Annotated in this window: 15 protein-coding genes; 8 read left to right on the forward strand and 7 right to left on the reverse strand. The window is 47.9% G+C overall.

Annotated features, from left to right (window positions below):
* Positions 1-129: 129 nt before the first annotated feature.
* Together MKX98_RS05905 and MKX98_RS05910 are read left to right on the forward strand one after the other, a co-directional pair.
* Positions 130-987: a hypothetical protein gene (locus MKX98_RS05905; protein ID WP_339222015.1), complete on the forward strand. Its 858-nt coding sequence runs from the start codon at positions 130-132 to the stop codon at positions 985-987.
* Positions 988-1,080: 93 nt separating this feature from the next.
* Positions 1,081-1,632, forward strand: a complete 552-nt coding sequence (locus tag MKX98_RS05910; protein WP_339222017.1) for a delta-aminolevulinic acid dehydratase — start codon at positions 1,081-1,083, stop codon at positions 1,630-1,632.
* Between the two features lie 98 nt (positions 1,633-1,730).
* On the opposite strand, the gene MKX98_RS05915 is transcribed toward MKX98_RS05910, so the two are convergent.
* The 5 genes from MKX98_RS05915 to MKX98_RS05935 form a co-directional block, all read right to left on the reverse strand.
* Complete coding sequence (locus MKX98_RS05915) at positions 1,731-2,519, reverse strand: response regulator (protein ID WP_071221356.1); 789 nt, start codon at positions 2,517-2,519, stop codon at positions 1,731-1,733.
* Positions 2,512-4,212, reverse strand: coding sequence for a sensor histidine kinase (locus MKX98_RS05920; RefSeq protein ID WP_194541127.1), 1,701 nt, complete (start codon positions 4,210-4,212; stop codon positions 2,512-2,514). Before MKX98_RS05920 ends, MKX98_RS05915 begins: the two co-directional genes overlap by 8 nt.
* A 145-nt stretch (positions 4,213-4,357) precedes the next feature.
* On the reverse strand, positions 4,358-6,013 hold the full coding sequence (locus MKX98_RS05925; RefSeq protein WP_194541128.1) for an iron ABC transporter permease: 1,656 nt from the start codon (positions 6,011-6,013) through the stop codon (positions 4,358-4,360).
* Complete coding sequence (locus tag MKX98_RS05930) at positions 6,010-7,119, reverse strand: ABC transporter ATP-binding protein (protein WP_220686415.1); 1,110 nt, start codon at positions 7,117-7,119, stop codon at positions 6,010-6,012. The genes MKX98_RS05925 and MKX98_RS05930 overlap by 4 nt, the downstream gene beginning before the upstream one ends.
* A 22-nt stretch (positions 7,120-7,141) precedes the next feature.
* The gene (locus MKX98_RS05935; RefSeq protein ID WP_339222021.1) at positions 7,142-8,164 is read right to left on the reverse strand and encodes an ABC transporter substrate-binding protein; all 1,023 of its coding nucleotides are present in this window, start codon (positions 8,162-8,164) and stop codon (positions 7,142-7,144) included.
* Between the two features lie 246 nt (positions 8,165-8,410).
* On the opposite strand from MKX98_RS05935, the gene MKX98_RS05940 reads away from it, so the two are divergent.
* The 6 genes from MKX98_RS05940 (at position 8,411) to MKX98_RS05965 (ending at position 14,031) form a co-directional block, all read left to right on the forward strand.
* Complete coding sequence (locus MKX98_RS05940) at positions 8,411-8,638, forward strand: glycine zipper domain-containing protein (RefSeq protein WP_194541131.1); 228 nt, start codon at positions 8,411-8,413, stop codon at positions 8,636-8,638.
* Positions 8,639-8,898: 260 nt separating this feature from the next.
* Complete coding sequence (locus tag MKX98_RS05945) at positions 8,899-9,273, forward strand: BlaI/MecI/CopY family transcriptional regulator (RefSeq protein ID WP_194541132.1); 375 nt, start codon at positions 8,899-8,901, stop codon at positions 9,271-9,273.
* Between the two features lie 8 nt (positions 9,274-9,281).
* Positions 9,282-10,772: a M56 family metallopeptidase gene (locus MKX98_RS05950; RefSeq protein ID WP_339222024.1), complete on the forward strand. Its 1,491-nt coding sequence runs from the start codon at positions 9,282-9,284 to the stop codon at positions 10,770-10,772.
* 292 nt (positions 10,773-11,064) lie between these two features.
* Complete coding sequence (locus MKX98_RS05955) at positions 11,065-11,940, forward strand: radical SAM/SPASM domain-containing protein (protein ID WP_194541134.1); 876 nt, start codon at positions 11,065-11,067, stop codon at positions 11,938-11,940.
* Positions 11,941-12,157: 217 nt separating this feature from the next.
* Positions 12,158-12,343, forward strand: a complete 186-nt coding sequence (locus MKX98_RS05960; protein ID WP_339222026.1) for a hypothetical protein — start codon at positions 12,158-12,160, stop codon at positions 12,341-12,343.
* 212 nt (positions 12,344-12,555) lie between these two features.
* Positions 12,556-14,031: a DEAD/DEAH box helicase gene (locus MKX98_RS05965; RefSeq protein ID WP_220686413.1), complete on the forward strand. Its 1,476-nt coding sequence runs from the start codon at positions 12,556-12,558 to the stop codon at positions 14,029-14,031.
* Positions 14,032-14,144: 113 nt separating this feature from the next.
* Here MKX98_RS05965 and MKX98_RS05970 read toward each other — a convergent pair whose 3' ends face one another.
* Positions 14,145-14,873: a class I SAM-dependent methyltransferase gene (locus tag MKX98_RS05970; RefSeq protein ID WP_339222029.1), complete on the reverse strand. Its 729-nt coding sequence runs from the start codon at positions 14,871-14,873 to the stop codon at positions 14,145-14,147.
* A 25-nt stretch (positions 14,874-14,898) separates the two neighbouring features.
* Positions 14,899-15,417 (reverse strand): cupin domain-containing protein, encoded by a 519-nt coding sequence (locus tag MKX98_RS05975; RefSeq protein WP_220686411.1) that lies wholly within the window; start codon positions 15,415-15,417, stop codon positions 14,899-14,901.
* Positions 15,418-15,584: the final 167 nt, after the last annotated feature.

Here is a 15,584-nt window from a genome sequence, read left to right on the forward strand (position 1 = left end):
GCATTTTGCGTTATCAAATAGCCGCCAGCCATCATCATGCAATGGAAAGTTTCTTCAATAATATAATGAGGAAAAAACACCATGAATTCGAATATACTCTAGAAACTATACGAAGAGAGGGATACGCTAATGGATATGCAGACGCTAGCAGAGAGAATGAGTGCAGGCGTGTTTAACGATATTCTGAAACGTGACTTTTCACAGGACATGATTTCTGAATTAGAACAGATGAACGCGGTCCAAATGGAAAACAAACTGAAAGACATATTAGCCGTACCGATAGGTATATCCAAGCAGAGGGTATTCGAATATCTTCAATTGTATTATTCGGCTTCTTGGCAGAATCTTTTCATGGAGCTGAATATGCCCCGTGCGTTAAGTCTTTTGGAGGTTGGTGCTGGTGATGTTGTTTACATTCCAAAGGCTTTAGATGCTTATTCCAACAACATGGGCACCTATGTGACTGCCAATCTCAACAGGGATCTGACACGAAACTTTCAGGAGAAAACGAAAGGGATGGACGTCAGTATACGGGTTGTTGAGGACGATGCAGCCAATGTCGGTTTATATTATCCGGAGTCCTCTTTTGACGTTGTCGCTTATCACCACGCTATTAACGATATCATCCAGACCATTATCGCGGATCGTGAGGGCATTGATACAGTAAATCAAGATTGGTGGACAATCGAACCTCAAATGTTACAAACTGTTATGGATTATCACCGAAAAGGCATATTGAAGGATGCAGCATATCATGCGTTTATCCAAATCATTGACACAAGCCGTAAGCAGTTAAAAAGAGGGGGATACATGATATTCGATAACATTACTTATTCTGGATATGATGAAATGGGGTATTCCTCTGAATTCCACAGCAACTATATCCAACTGGCTAGAAGCTGGATTAGCGAAGCGAATCTAGGATTGGAAGAGGTTGAAGTCGAATCGTATGATAAGCAATGGTGGATGATACTGAGAAAAGTGTGATGACTGGTTGAAAAAGGAAATGCGGTCGGCAATAATAGAATGGGCTCCAATTCCAAATCCATATAATTATCATTGTCAGGAGTTGATACAGAAGTGAGTAAGCCTGTTATGCAGGTCGCTCTGGTCGTCGGACCGGATTGCGACATGGAGAGCCAAGCGGTAAGGGCGGCTCTGGAGTATTTCGGGGTGCGCGTCTTTACATACTGGATCGGGACGCCGAATGATCTGATCTCCGTCTTGTCAGGCGTTGATCTATATGAAGGCACCGATATGATCCTGTTGAATTTTCACGGGGATGAAGGCAGCTTGATTATGCCGGAGCTCGGCGAAGAGGTATACGAGGAGGAGGAGCCGAAGGGCGACTTCGGGGCAGATGAGGTTCGGCGCTATGCGAAGCTGGACGGGAAGACGGTAATCGCGAACGGCTGCTCGCTGGGGGATCCAGCACTGGCCGAAGCTTTCCTGGAGCGGGGCTGCAAGATGTATATCGGGCCGGATGACTATCCGGACGGCAACGATGCGCTGATGTTTGTTCTGCGGCTGTTCTATGAGATCGTTCAGCAGGGCAGGGACGTAAAGGAAGCCTTTGCCCAAGCTGTAGCGATGAGTGATGAACTATCCATGTACCGTTTGTATGAACGATAGCAATCATAGATAAAGATTCCACACCCCTGCTCATGTCTTGCAGGGGTGTGTGCAAATATAAGTACGATCGAGCACCTCTCGTATCTAGATTACCCGTTCTATCCATTCTTCTCCTCGAAATATTCCTGATACTGGCTCGGCGTGACGTGGGCGTACTTCTTGAAGATGCTTATAAAATACTTGTAATCGCTAAATCCGATATCCTGCGCGATGGTATAAACTTTGTTATCGCCTGACTTCAGTAATTCGATCGATTTCTGGATGCGATAACGGTTAAGAAACTCATTAAACGTATAGCTGGTCTCTGCCTTGAATTTCTGGTTCAGGTAATAGGCGCTTAATCCGATCTCCTCCACGAGATCATGAATGCTGATCTTCTTGGCATAATTCTCCTGTACATAGGCGATCATTTTGGCCACGTATTTCGAGGTTTTGGTTTCCTTCTCCAGAAACTTGCTGTTAAGAATCTCCTCCTTTTCCTGCGGATGATTCGAGATCACTTCATATTTGCGGATTAAATCCACTTTAGCTTTGGCCGATTCGAGTGCCGCGACCAGCTGCTCGTCCTCTAAGGGCTTTACCAGAAACTCGCTCACGCCTAACTGGAGCGCCTGCTGCGCAAGGTGGAATTCATTATAACCGGAGATAATAATGCTGCTGAAGGTATGCTGCTTGAGGCCTTCCCGAATCATCGAGATGCCATCCATGATCGGCATGGTGATGTCGGTTATGACGATATCCGGCTTGAGCTCGCAGATCTTCTCGTAACCATCCTGACCATTCAACCCTTCCTCAATGACGATGCAATCGTATTGAACCCAATCGATGCTGAACCGGATGCCCCTGCGAATCATATCCTCATCTTCGACCAGCAGTACTTTAAACATGATATCCACTCCATTCGTAAGGAATTGTTAGTGCCACGCAGGTGCCTTTTCCTTGCGCGCTGTCAATGTGGATGCCGGATTCTTCACCATATAGAAGAACTAAACGACGGTGAACGTTATACAGCCCGATATGCTGCGTCGTGTTCGTCTGGCTTTGCAAAATCTGATTCACTTCCTGCAGTTTCTCTTTACTCATGCCTTGCCCGTTGTCGCGAACCTCCAGAATGAGCTTGCCGTTGGAGGTGTAGATGTTAATCTCAATCAGCACATCACTTTGATTCTCATAGCCATATTTGATAGCGTTTTCGATAATCGGCTGCAGCAGAAGCTTGGGGACGTATACATCCAGCGTTTCCTCCGCTACGGCAATCCGGTATTCCAGCCGATCATTGAACCGAATTTGCTGCAGCTTTAGATAATCCCGTACATAATTCATGTCATTCTTCAGTTGAACATTGCGATCATGTCCGATGCTGTACCTTAACAAGCGGGATAGAATCAGCACGATGTCCTGGGCCTGATTGGCATCGATCTTAATGGCATAGCGCAGGGTTTCCAGAACATTAAAAATAAAATGCGGATGGAACTGCGATTGCAGCTGCTTCACCTCAATAATGGTGCGAAGCTCCGACAGCTCTTTATTTTTCTCGATCAATTCTTTCAACCGATCCAGCATCACATTGTACTCATCGCCCAGAATTTGAAACTCGTCATTTGTCTGAATATCGACATAGCCATTGAAGTTACCTTCGCGCAGCTGTGCCAAGGCATGAATTAATTTATCGATGGATTCGGAATTGCGCGTCGACATTTTGTTCGCCAGGAACTGGATCAACACCCACAGCAGCAGGCTGGCCGCAAGGACAAAGAAAGACACCGTATAATAGGTGTATTGCTCCGATTTATAGGAGTTCAGCGTAATGACTTGAATCGGTGTGTCAGGGATTCGTTTGGCATACATATAATACTTGCCTTCGTTCAGCAGAACATGTCCCCTGTTATCGAGCTTGGGGCTGAATTTGTTGAGAACCCCTTTGGTCACATTGCTGGTCGTGGCAATAATGGTGTTATGTTCATCCGTGATCATGGCAATCTCATTATTTTGTTCGAAAATCATCTTCTGAATGTCGGATTCATACAGCTGATAGATGATATAGCCTATCGTCCGTTTGTCCTTCACGATGGCTTTGCCAAACGTGTAGCTCGTATCGCGGTCATGCGAATAACGAAAACTGTTCATTTCGGTAAGCGTGTCGCCGGGCCGCTGATCGATCCGATGAATGAGATTGCCGAAGGCAAAATTGGAATACAGTGCATCCGCCGGGGCGGAGCTTGCCAGAAAGACCCCGTCCGTATTGACGATATGAAAAATACTCTTTACCTTCTGCCGGTTGTTGAAATCATAGAAGGCAGAGTACACCTGTTCGCTGCCCAGATGCGAGCTTACATAATTGATCACGGTAGGAGAAACGGCCATCCGGTGAATCTCCTCGTCGTACTGCTGATACACGCCGGAAATGGACTGACTGATGGACTGGGCGGCTTCGGTCGTTTTTTGGGTTAGGTTCATTCTGCCATTAATAATCGTGAACGCCAAAAACAATACGATTAAGATGGAGAACGGGATCATCGTATAGATGCGAAATAAATGACGGGTTGATTCCTTGAAATTACGATAATGTGTTGGTTTCATGCTGCCCTCCATCTGCGATAAGGCCCTCGATCCTATTATACTGACTCGCGGTAACCGCAGATAATCCAAATACATCCAAGCCGGACCTTCATGATGCAGGTGCCGACTTGGATGTAGTCTTTCGTTATGAATTCTTCTCTTCACATTACATGGAAACTTCCTTTTGTCCGGAGAGCTTCAGGAAGACGAGCAGCGACACGACCGTAATGACGGTAAGAATGGTTGACAGCGCTGCCGCCACGCCGTAGTTTCCGCGGATGACCTCGGTGTAGATGGCAACCGTTACGGTCTTGGTCTTGCCTGTATAAAGAATGATCGAGGTGCTTAGTTCGGTGATGATGGTAATCCAGCTTAAGATCGCGCCGGAGACGACGCCTGCCAGCATCATCGGAAGCGTGATCTTGAAGAACGTCTTCATCTGGGAAGCGCCCAGACTGATCGCCGCTTCCTCGATCCCATCGTTAATCTGATGCAGAATGGCCGCACTGGATCGAATCGTATAAGGCAGCCGCCGGATGACAAACGAAATGATCATGATGACGGCTGTTCCACTTAGCGCCAGCGGCTTATTGTTGAACGTGATCAATAGAGCAATCCCGAGTATGGAACCGGGAACGATATACGGGAACATTGTGAAAATGTCCAATGTGTTCGTCAGTGCATTCTTCCTGCGAACGGTTACGTAAGCAATCAGTATCGCTAACAGAATGATGGCGACCAGCGAGACGATGGCCAGAAAGAACGTGTTCAGAATGACGCCGCCAATATTACTGAAAGCCTCTTGATAGCTTTGGAGCGAAAATCCTTTTACAAAGATTCTGCCGTTGGATTTCAGGAACGAAGTATAGATGACATAGAGCTGCGGCAGCAGTGCGATTAACGTATACAGATAGATAACGGCATGAGCCGCAATGTTGCCGATCCCCTTCTTCTTCTTGGCTTCGATCGGATGCAGTGCACTCATCGTAAAGGATTTGCGATTGGCTACGAATTTTTGCAGTAGAAATATCGTGGTGGCGAACAGAACGACGATGACACTGATCGCTGCCGCAAAGCCGTCGTCGCCCCCGACCTCACTGATGAACTCGTTAAAGATCAGTACAGGCACGGTCTTGTATCCCTCACCGATCAGCATCGGCGTACCAAAATCGGCAAGCGCACGCATGAAGACGAGCAGGCCGCCTGCCAGCAGGGTTGGCGTAATGAGCGGAAGGAGCACTTTGCGCATTTTGCCTAAGCCTGTATAACCCATGCTCTCTGCTGCTTCCATCAACGATTGATCCATATTCTTCAGTGCGCCGGACACATACATGAAGATCAGAGGAACCATCTGCAAGGTTAAGACCACCAAGATCCCCGTAAATCCGTAGATATCCGGCATCGTAATGCCGAATGTGCTGCTAACGAATTTCGTAATGACGCCGCTTCTGCCCAGCAGCAGGATCCAGGAGTAAGCGCCAATGAAAGGAGCCGACATCGAGGAGATCAGAATCATGACCCGAATGGCCGAACTGCCTTTAATCTTCACCGTTGCCATGATGTAGGCCAGCGGCGTTGCGATAATGGCGGCAAGCAAGGTAACGCTGACGGTAACTTTCACGCTGTTGAACAGCGCGTTTAAATAATAGGGCTTACTGAAAAACTTCGTGAAATAGGCGAGGGAAAAATCGCCTGTCGTACCGTTGTACACACTCTTGAACAGCATCGTAAACAAAGGCAGAGCGAGAAAAAGAATGTAGAATACAAAGATCAGTAACGAAATGTTGGTCCAGACGTCAAATCGTTTGCGCGTCTCTCTCATAGCCGAGCGCCCCTAGTATAGTTCAGTTCGCCTGCCGCATCATAGACATTGATCTTCTCTTTTTTCACTTTGAGATAGATGACTTGGCCAGGCTCGAGGATCTGTGACGTTTTCGATTCCTGCGTGATCTCCATGCGTTGACCGGACGACAAGTCCACAAAATAATGGGTGTTCTGCCCCAGAAATACGCTGTGCACAATCGTTGCTTTCATGCCGGTTTGGTCCTCGGTTAGAATGAACTCTTCCGGCCGAACCGAGATTTGAACGTTAAGCGTTTCAGCCTTGGCATCGGATTTCGGAACCTCGATGTTAGACAGCTCTTCCATATAGCCGGAGCCGAAGTGCAGGACATGGCTGTCTGCCAATTTGGTTAAAGTACCGCCAAGAATGTTGGTACGGCCGATAAAGGTTGCTACGAATACGTTTGCAGGACGCTGGTAAATCTCCTGTGGTGTTCCGAGATGCTGAATCACGCCGGATTTCATGACAGCGATGCGGTCGGATACCGCCATGGCTTCCTCCTGATCGTGCGTAACGTAGACGGTGGTAATCCCGACTTCTCGTTGAATGTCTTTAATGGCATTACGCATGTCGACCCGAAGCTTGGCATCCAGGTTGGATAGAGGCTCATCCATCAGCAGGACATCCGGGCGGATGACGATCGCTCTGGCTAGCGCAACGCGCTGCTGCTGGCCGCCGGACAGATTCTTCGGCATACGATCTTTATAGGGCTCAATCTGAACGACCTTTAAGATCTCATCCACCTTGGCGTTAATCTCCGCTTTGGATAATTTTCGATTCTCCAGTCCGAACGCGATGTTTCCTTTGACGGTTAAGTGAGGGAAGATCGCATAGCTCTGAAAGACCATCCCGATATTCCGCTTGCCCGGTTCCACCTGGTTAATGACGCGCTCGTTAAAATGAATGGTTCCGCCTTCAATGCTGTTGAAGCCGGCGATCATGCGCAGCAGTGTCGTCTTGCCGCACCCGGAAGGCCCGAGAAGGGTGAAGAATTCACCCTTTTTAATCTCCAGGGACAGCTCGGGAATGACGGTTGTGTCGCCGTATTTTTTGATTAAGTCTTGAATGGTTATGGTTACGCTCATGGTTGTCACCTGATTCTATAGTTTATTTAACGCTAGTGAACAAATCGACATAACGCTCTACGATCTCGGATTTATGCTCGCTGACATAGTCTGTGTCTTCATCAATCATGTGAATTTCTTCATAAGGCTTCATGTGGTCGCCAAGCTTCGTATCCTGGCGGAGCGGACGATTCGTTAATTGCGTCCCGAATGCATCCTGAGCTTCTTGAGACAGAATGAAGTCGATGAATTTCTTGGCGTTGTCCATATGCGGTGCATCTTTGATAATGGCAGATCCCGCATCCAGGAATACCGCGCCTTCTTTTGGATATACGATTTCTACCGGAGCTCCGTTCTTTACATAGGTGCTGGAAGGGTCTTCATAGGTAAGGCCGACCACATATTCACCGTCTGCCACGCTTTTGTGAACAGCACCGGAACCGCTCGCGATTTTGCCGTCCAGGTTCTCGATCAGCTGACCGACGTAGTTCCAGCCTTGTTCATTCTCATAATCGCCGCCCATCGCTTTCAGCATATTGGTTAACTGGGCGAAAGCGGAGCTTGAGCTTGCCGGATCAGCGGAGGCAATCTTCCCTTTGAGCTGCGGGTTCAACAAATCCGCATAACCTTCGATTTTGATGTCGCCGATCAGATTTTTGTTCACGAGCAGCACGCTGCCATCCGAGATATAAGGAGTAGCGAAGCCCGACGTATTGCGGTGACCTTCCATTAAGTTCTTGTCTTCAGGTGATACGTAAGGCTCGTATAAAGCTTCATTTTCACGGAAACCGGCCATAGAACCGCCGAACATCACGTCAGCGTAAGGGTTTTGCTTCTCGGACTGTAAGCGCTTAATAATTTCGCCGGTACCAGCCGTTACAAGCTCAACCGTAATCCCGGTCTGCTTCTCGAACATCGGGATGATGGTCTTGATGATCTCTTCGCTATTCGGACTGTAGATGACGAGTTTATTAGACGAAGCCGAGTCGGGCTCGCTGCTTCCGCAACCGCTTAGCGCCCCCATAATCAACACGCAGGTTAACAGTAAAATCGACAGCTTTTTCATGTATAATCCCCCTTGAACAAAGTTCATTTCGTAATTGCATGTTCATTGTAGCAAGCTTGGTACCGTTTACATAATCCCATAATCCGCAAACATCGTCTAAAATACGCAACCTAATTTGGAGTAGAAGAGATCTGGGCAGATATACTTTTAAAGAATTCTTTCAGACTCGTTAGGGCAAGATATGGTTTGGAACAACGTCTGGCAAGATGGAGCTGTTCCTATCACAATGTCGAGGGAGTGAGATGGATGGCTAATAAAAACGATCGTAATCAAAAGGTTGATTCTGACCGCGACACGACCAACATGGATATTGAAGCTGGAGAAGCTTTAGGAACAGCTGGCGGCGGCGCGGTGGGTGCTGCTGTAGGTTCCGTTCTGGGTCCAATCGGCACGATTGCCGGCGGTATCGCAGGCGCAGCATTGGGAAACAAAGCTGGCGACGCTGTAGACAATGACGACAACGATTCAAAATAAACGGCGTTAACACTACCATCTGTACGAGTACAAATAAGAGGACCCAAGGAATATAGGTGCCCTCAATAATTTGAGCTGTTATGTAGATAAGAACCGCGCTCTCGCGCGGTTCTTTAATTTTACGTATAAGTTCAATGTAGTAGTAAATTTCAACTTCCTTCGCTTGACATATCACTACGTGATGTAGTAGGTTATAATCACTACATCGTGTAGTGATTAAGTTCGTTATGGACGCATAACGACGTAAAGAGGTGTTCACCGTGAACCAAGTTCAAAAATTATCGGATACCGAAATGGAGCTAATGGAGGTGATTTGGGAGTGTACGCCGCCTGTCACATCCACCGAATTGCTCGCTCTGTTTGCCGAGAGAGGTAGGGAATGGAAGGCACAGACCATCTCCACCTTCTTATCGCGTTTGGTGGACAAAGGGGCGCTCACGGCTACAAGGGATGGGCGGACCAATAAATATACGCCTCGCATTTCGCCTGAAGATTATAAGCTTATGGAAACGCAGCATGTTCTGGACGGATTATATCAAGGCTCGGTTAAAAATCTAATTTCAGCTTTGTATGACGGCGAAAAGCTTTCAGATGAAGATATTGCAGAGCTGAAGCAATGGTTTTCGCAAAAGTAGGGGGGCTTATGAATACGATTCTTGAAACGCTGTTTACCCTTACCGCTGCTGGAAGTGCCGTCGTAGCCAGCATGCTTGTCCTGCGGATCATATCCGTCCATGCCTTTCCTACAAAGTGGCGTTATGGAATGAACAAAATGGCAATAGGCTTTTATCTTTTACCCGTAGTCCTTGGTATTCAGTGGATCTTGCCGCTTTTTACATTCAATGCAACAGCAACCGTTCCCATCGTGAACGAGCTGCCTTCAACTGTGCAGCATGCGCTGCCCGGTCCATATTCAGGGATTCATCCGGAGCCGCTCATCCGAGATCAGACCATATCAGCAAACATAGCACTTCCCCTAATTGTCCTATGGGCAGTCGGCGCTATAGCTTTTGCTGCATGGCAGATGTATTGTTATCGCAGATTTTTAAAGAAACTAGAACATACACGTACCAACGTTCCGACAAGCAGCGAAGCAGCCAAACAGCTCTCCTTCATTAAGGAAGCCCTTGGTGTGAAAAGCAGTGTCAGGCTTGCCTACAGCTCCATCATTCGGAGTCCTGTTCTTGTCGGCCTATGGAAACCAACCATTTATCTCCCTATAGAGAATACCGTTAACGTGGACATGGTGATCCGACATGAGTTGATCCATCTGAAACGGAAAGATTTATGGGTCAAAGCGTTCACGCTCGGAGCAAGCGCCTTGCATTGGTTTAACCCTTTGGTGCACATTCTTCGCAAGGACATTCATATATGGAGCGAGCTGTCTTGTGATGAAGAGGTCGTAAAAGAGATGTCCTATGCCGAGCGAAAACGCTATGGGGAGACGATCTTAAGCGTCATGGCAGGATCAAGGAATTTACCCGTGCAATTCTGTGCCTCCTTATCCGGTGACGGCAAACAATTAAAGAGGAGATTAATGATGATGCTGAATGTAAAGAAACAAAAAAAGAAAACGATGTATCTCACGATAACAGCGGTGTTTTTGGTTGCTGCAATTAGCACATCCGCAGCGGCATGGGCTTCTAACCATACGCCCAGAGTCATTGGAAATGAGGAAAGTCATGCTGAAGCTCAACCACAAGAAGCTGCCCCTAGGCCGGTACCTCCTGAAACCGTCGTTGAGAGTGAAGGAAACGATGTTGAAACTCAGCTGGAGGAAGCTCGTCCTGCACCTGTTGTAGAGCATAAAGGAAGCAATGTTGTAGCTCCTCCACAAGAAGCTCGTCCTGTACCTGTTGTAGAGCATGAAGGAAGCAATGTTGTAGCTCCTCCACAAGAAGCTCGTCCTGCACCTGTTGTAGAGCATGAAGGAAGCAATGTTGTAGCTCCTCCACAAGAAGTTCGTCTTGTACCTGTTGTAGAGCATGAAGGAAGCAATGTTGTAGCTCCTCTTCAAGAAGCTGCTCCTTCGGAGGCGGTCGTTGAGAGTGAAGGAGACCAAGATGTAGCTCCTCCAACAGTTCGTCCTATAGACGATCCACACGAGCTCCCCCAGGTAGTTCCATCACGGTAAAATTTATAACGCCTGAAGAACTTGCCGAGTATGATTTTGATAAATAAGAAACCTCATTTTAAAAAGAGCACTGTCATTAGGACGGTGCTTTTTTGTGGCTTGTATCACTACTTGCTAATGTTGATAAAACTAAAGGAGAAGGCGATTAATCTAAATTGTCTTCATACAGAATGGCTCAGATAGCATCTGTAGTTGTAGCTGTATAAGCCCGCCTATGGTACGATATGAAGGATTGGCAAGCGACTCAGCTAGCGAATCATGCGATCATAGACATGAGATTGGGGATAACATCTTGAAGACGTTTAAGAAAGTTTACATAGAAATTACGAGTATTTGTAATCTGGCCTGCACGTTCTGCCCGCCGACGGAGCGCAAGGCCAACTTCATTAAAGTGGAAGACTTTGCGAGAAGATTGGATGAGATCAAGCCGCATACGAGTTACATTTATCTGCATGTGAAGGGGGAGCCGCTGCTCCATCCGAAGATCGATGAGCTGCTGGATATCAGCCATGAAAAAGGGTTCAAGGTCAACATTACGACCAACGGCACGTTGATCGCGAAGAACCGGCATAAGCTGCTGGGCAAGCCGGCCTTAAGACAGATGAACTTCTCGCTCCACAGCTTTGACGGCCATGTCGGGTCCACGGACCGTGAGGGATATTTGCGGGAGATTCTATCCTTTGTTCGTGCTGCCGAGGAGCATAAAGTCATCTTCTCGTTCCGTTTGTGGAATCTGACCCAGGACAACCAAACGAACCTAGAGAAGAGCCGCAATCGCCAGACACTCGAAATTTTGGAGCAGGAATTCAACCTGGACTACCGAATCGAGGAAAAGGTTGAACCCGGCGGCGGCGTGAAGGTCGCCGACCATGTCTATCTGAATCAGGATTATGAGTTTCAGTGGCCAAGTCTGACAGCCCCGGAGGATGAAGGCAAAGGCTTCTGCCATGCGCTTCGCAGCCAGGCGGCCATTCTGGTAGACGGGACGGTCGTGCCGTGCTGTCTGGATGGGGAAGGGGTCATCAACTTGGGCAATATCCATCAGAAGTCCTTCTCGGAGATCGTTGACGGGGAGCGGGCGAACAATCTTGTGGATGGATTTTCGCGCCGGGAAGCTGTTGAGGAGTTATGCAGAAAATGCGGGTATCGGCAGCGGTTTGGGGCATAACTGGAACTGGATATAAAGACGTAGTGTACATTTAGAAAATAGGAACAGTGCCGTCATAAAAAACGATCCATAATATAATTGGATCGTTTTTTGTGTAATGATTTAGTTTATTATGGGTTTTTCGCATATTCAGCCTTATAATTGGATAAACATGATTTTTCAAGCTGGAGTTACTCTTTGAATTACTTAAAAACAGGAATTCGGGGAGGCAGTATAAATGAATAACAACCGTGATCATGAACGAGAAGAACTTGAGAACAAACTAAGGAAAGAGTATGAAAAAAATGCAATTTTAAATTTTTCACAATCCATTGGAAAAACAATGATTGGTCATCAAACAGGATGCTTAACTACGCTAATAGCAATATTTATCATATTCCTAATTTTCTTCTTGAATAAGTAAAATCAATGATCCAAAGAAAGGTGGGTTGAATGAAATTTTGCGGTAGATAATAGCCGAAACGAGAGGCGGAGAAAAATTCCGCTTCTTTTTTTGTGCTAATGTATGGTATCGTTATATGTTATGACGTAAAGGAACGGCTTGTGGAGACTCTATATGAGATGCCCCATGTTACGTGATGAGACAATATAGGTATTCACCTTAAAGGAGACCCCATGACATTTCAAGATTTAAATATATCCCCCGTGATTCTCAAGGCTTTAGCGAAGGAGAATTACAAGACGCCAACGCCTATTCAGGCTCAGGCGATCCCGGCTGTGTTGGCCGGCAGAGATTTGCTGGGCTGCGCGCAGACCGGAACAGGGAAGACCGCCGCTTTTTCGGTACCGATGATTCAGCTGTTGAACGAACAGCCCCCTAAACCAGGGATGGCGCGCCGTATTCGCGCGTTGGTGTTGTCGCCGACCCGGGAGCTTGCCCTGCAAATTTCGGATAACGTGAAAGCCTACAGTCAGTTCACAAAGCTGCGGTCGACGGCCATTGTTGGCGGCGTTTCGCAAAAAACACAGGAGCGGGCGCTTCAGCAAGGAGCGGACATCCTCATTGCTACGCCAGGCAGACTTCTGGATCTTATGAATCAGAAGCGTGTCGATCTGCAGCATGTGGAGATTCTGGTGCTGGATGAGGCTGACCGGATGCTTGATATGGGCTTTATTCATGACGTAAAACGAATTATTGCCAAAATGCCGAGCAAAAGACAAACGCTGTTCTTCTCGGCTACCATGCCTGCGGAGATTACCCAGCTTGTCAAAACCTTATTGCAAAACCCTGTAAAAGTAGAGATTACGCCGGTTTCATCAACGGCCGAACGGATCAAGCAATCGGTGTACCTGCTGGAAACAGGAAATAAGCAGAAACAGTTGAATGAGCTGATGAAGGACCCATCCATCGTGTCGGCCCTGGTCTTCACACGTACAAAGCGCGGGGCTGACCGGGTTGTTCGCGATCTGACGAAGGTGAACATCTCGGCACAAGCCATTCACGGGAATAAATCGCAGGTCAGCCGCCAGACGGCACTCAAAAATTTCAAAAGCGGGGAAACCCGGGTTCTGGTGGCTACGGATATTGCGGCGCGAGGCATCGATATCGACGAGCTGTCGCATGTCATTAACTTTAACCTTCCGAACATTCCGGAAACGTATGTTCACCGGATTGGCCGGACGGGACGTGCGGGACTGAGCGGAACGGCGATATCGTTCTGCGAAGTGGACGAGGTGCCTTTTCTCCGGGATATCGAGAAGTTAATCGGCAAGTCCATTCCCGAAGTGAAGGACCATGCCTTCCCGATGTCAGGATCATTAAGAGCCGCCAAGGTAGACCGATCGCCGAAATCGGGCTCGGCCAAACCCGGCAAAGCCAAATCAGCAGCAGTTAGACCAACTGCTAAACCGAAGGCCGATGCCACCCGTAAGCCAAAGACCGACACGGCTCGTAAACCGAAATCAGACGCGGCTCGCCATTCGAGCACGAATTCGGCACGTAACCCGAAGGCGGAAGCTGTTCTTAATCCGTATTCAGAGATGGCACGTAAGTTCAAAGCGGAAGCGGTTCATAACCCTAAGGACGGTCAAGCCCGTAAGCGCAAGTCCGGTGGATTCAATAAGGGAAGCAAGACCGGCAGACCCCAGTAAGAGGAAAAGACGCGTAGGCGTTCCCGGCATCCCTGTCAATCATCCTAAACTTAAAAAGCACCCTGTTCCACTTGTGATGTGGAAGGGTGCTTTTTTTCGGAATGGAATGGGAATTACGAGCTCTTTCTCCCCGCCAGAAACAGGAACAGTGGAATTCTGCGCCTGCGCTCATAGGTTTCCTCGTGTATGAAATGTTCTCGCACGGGACGGGATTCCCTAAGCTGCTCCACGATAAAGCCGGCTTCCTGCATCGCCCTGAAATAATCCTCGACGGTTCGATGGTACTTGTGAACGGTACCGCCGAGCCATTGCTGCTCCCGGTAGCCTTCGATGAAGTAGTTGTCCACCACCCAATTCGTTCTGGTACCGGACGGCTGAAGCGTGGAGGTAATAACGGGATGCTCGACGGAGAAGACAAACCTGCCGCTTGGCTTCAAGCTCTGATAAATGTATTGAAAGACGCGCTCGATATCCTGCAGATAATGAATGGCGAGCCTGGAGAGCACCAGATCATAGGAATCGCGGGGATATGTAAAGTCCTCGAGCCTCGTGTGTACAACGGTTCCGTTGCAGCCGGCGAGATTGTTCGAAGCAGCTTCCACCATATTACGGGAACCCTCGATTCCTACATATGATGCACATCCTTTTTCCAACAATTCCACGCCAAAGCCAGCATCGCCGCAACCCAGGTCTAATACAAGCTGCTCTGAGACATCTCCCAGCAGCTGCCAGATGACGGGCTTTTCCAATGTATCGTTGGCGTTCTCCTGCCCTTGCCGTCGCTGCATGTAGTTCTCGAAATTCGTATCGTTGTCATAAAAATCGGATCCGTTATAGCTCATAGGCACCTCCTGCTTGGAATGATCCTTACACTCGATATTTCAGAAGATCAGCTAGCCGTGCTAATCCACCTAACACAGCCGTCTGCACAATCCGGGGCGGTCCCGCGAGGTACCCATCCATAACTCTCCAAGCGGCACCAAGCCATAAAGGGTTCGACGGAATCCCCTTGTTGTTAAGTTTGCCTTCACATTCCAATTTGTGAATAAGCTCAAACATGTTCCAATGTTGTCCCGGAGGGCGAATCTCATGCAGGGCAACCAGTCGGTCTGTGCTAACATTCCAGAATTGGTGAATCTGAGTCGGAAGGATGCGGGCCTGCCCCCCTTGCTCCACGATCGTCTCTTTTCCGTCAATCACAAATCGCATAACCCCCTCTTGTACAGTAAATGTTTCTTGCAGAACCGGATGCCAATGCGGGCCGTTCATCGGGCCTTGCTTAACAATCGTATGTTGTACCAAGAGATAGTCCCCTTGGTCGTCGGTGCCGCTGTCGAGTAAGGTTACGGTTCGACCATCAGGATGAACAAGGGTTTTTCCTGTCACATGACTCACCTCAATCCGTTATTTTGGATAATAGGGGATGATTTCCTTATGGTTCATTATAACGGAACGTTCCTCCCGGAATAATACCTAGGCTATGATTTAAGATATAAAATATCGTGCCGATATGAACCGGGCTATTCCTCCCAAAGTGGAATACGCTTTATAGC

It is taken from the genome of Paenibacillus sp. FSL W7-1332 (assembly GCF_037969785.1).
GTDB lineage: Bacteria > Bacillota > Bacilli > Paenibacillales > Paenibacillaceae > Paenibacillus_AQ.

What these genes read in the sequence shown, in the direction of transcription:
- MKX98_RS05935 (WP_339222021.1), bottom strand. Translation starts at nt 8,164, where the DNA reads ATGAAAAAGCTGTCGATTTTACTGTTAACCTGCGTGTTGATTATGGGG.
- MKX98_RS05970 (WP_339222029.1), bottom strand. Translation starts at nt 14,873, where the DNA reads ATGAGCTATAACGGATCCGATTTTTATGACAACGATACGAATTTCGAG.
- MKX98_RS05965 (WP_220686413.1), top strand. Translation starts at nt 12,556, where the DNA reads ATGACATTTCAAGATTTAAATATATCCCCCGTGATTCTCAAGGCTTTA.
- MKX98_RS05925 (WP_194541128.1), bottom strand. Translation starts at nt 6,013, where the DNA reads ATGAGAGAGACGCGCAAACGATTTGACGTCTGGACCAACATTTCGTTA.
- MKX98_RS05960 (WP_339222026.1), top strand. Translation starts at nt 12,158, where the DNA reads ATGAATAACAACCGTGATCATGAACGAGAAGAACTTGAGAACAAACTA.
- MKX98_RS05905 (WP_339222015.1), top strand. Translation starts at nt 130, where the DNA reads ATGGATATGCAGACGCTAGCAGAGAGAATGAGTGCAGGCGTGTTTAAC.
- MKX98_RS05920 (WP_194541127.1), bottom strand. Translation starts at nt 4,212, where the DNA reads ATGAAACCAACACATTATCGTAATTTCAAGGAATCAACCCGTCATTTA.
- MKX98_RS05940 (WP_194541131.1), top strand. Translation starts at nt 8,411, where the DNA reads ATGGCTAATAAAAACGATCGTAATCAAAAGGTTGATTCTGACCGCGAC.
- MKX98_RS05950 (WP_339222024.1), top strand. Translation starts at nt 9,282, where the DNA reads ATGAATACGATTCTTGAAACGCTGTTTACCCTTACCGCTGCTGGAAGT.
- MKX98_RS05930 (WP_220686415.1), bottom strand. Translation starts at nt 7,119, where the DNA reads ATGAGCGTAACCATAACCATTCAAGACTTAATCAAAAAATACGGCGAC.
- MKX98_RS05915 (WP_071221356.1), bottom strand. Translation starts at nt 2,519, where the DNA reads ATGTTTAAAGTACTGCTGGTCGAAGATGAGGATATGATTCGCAGGGGC.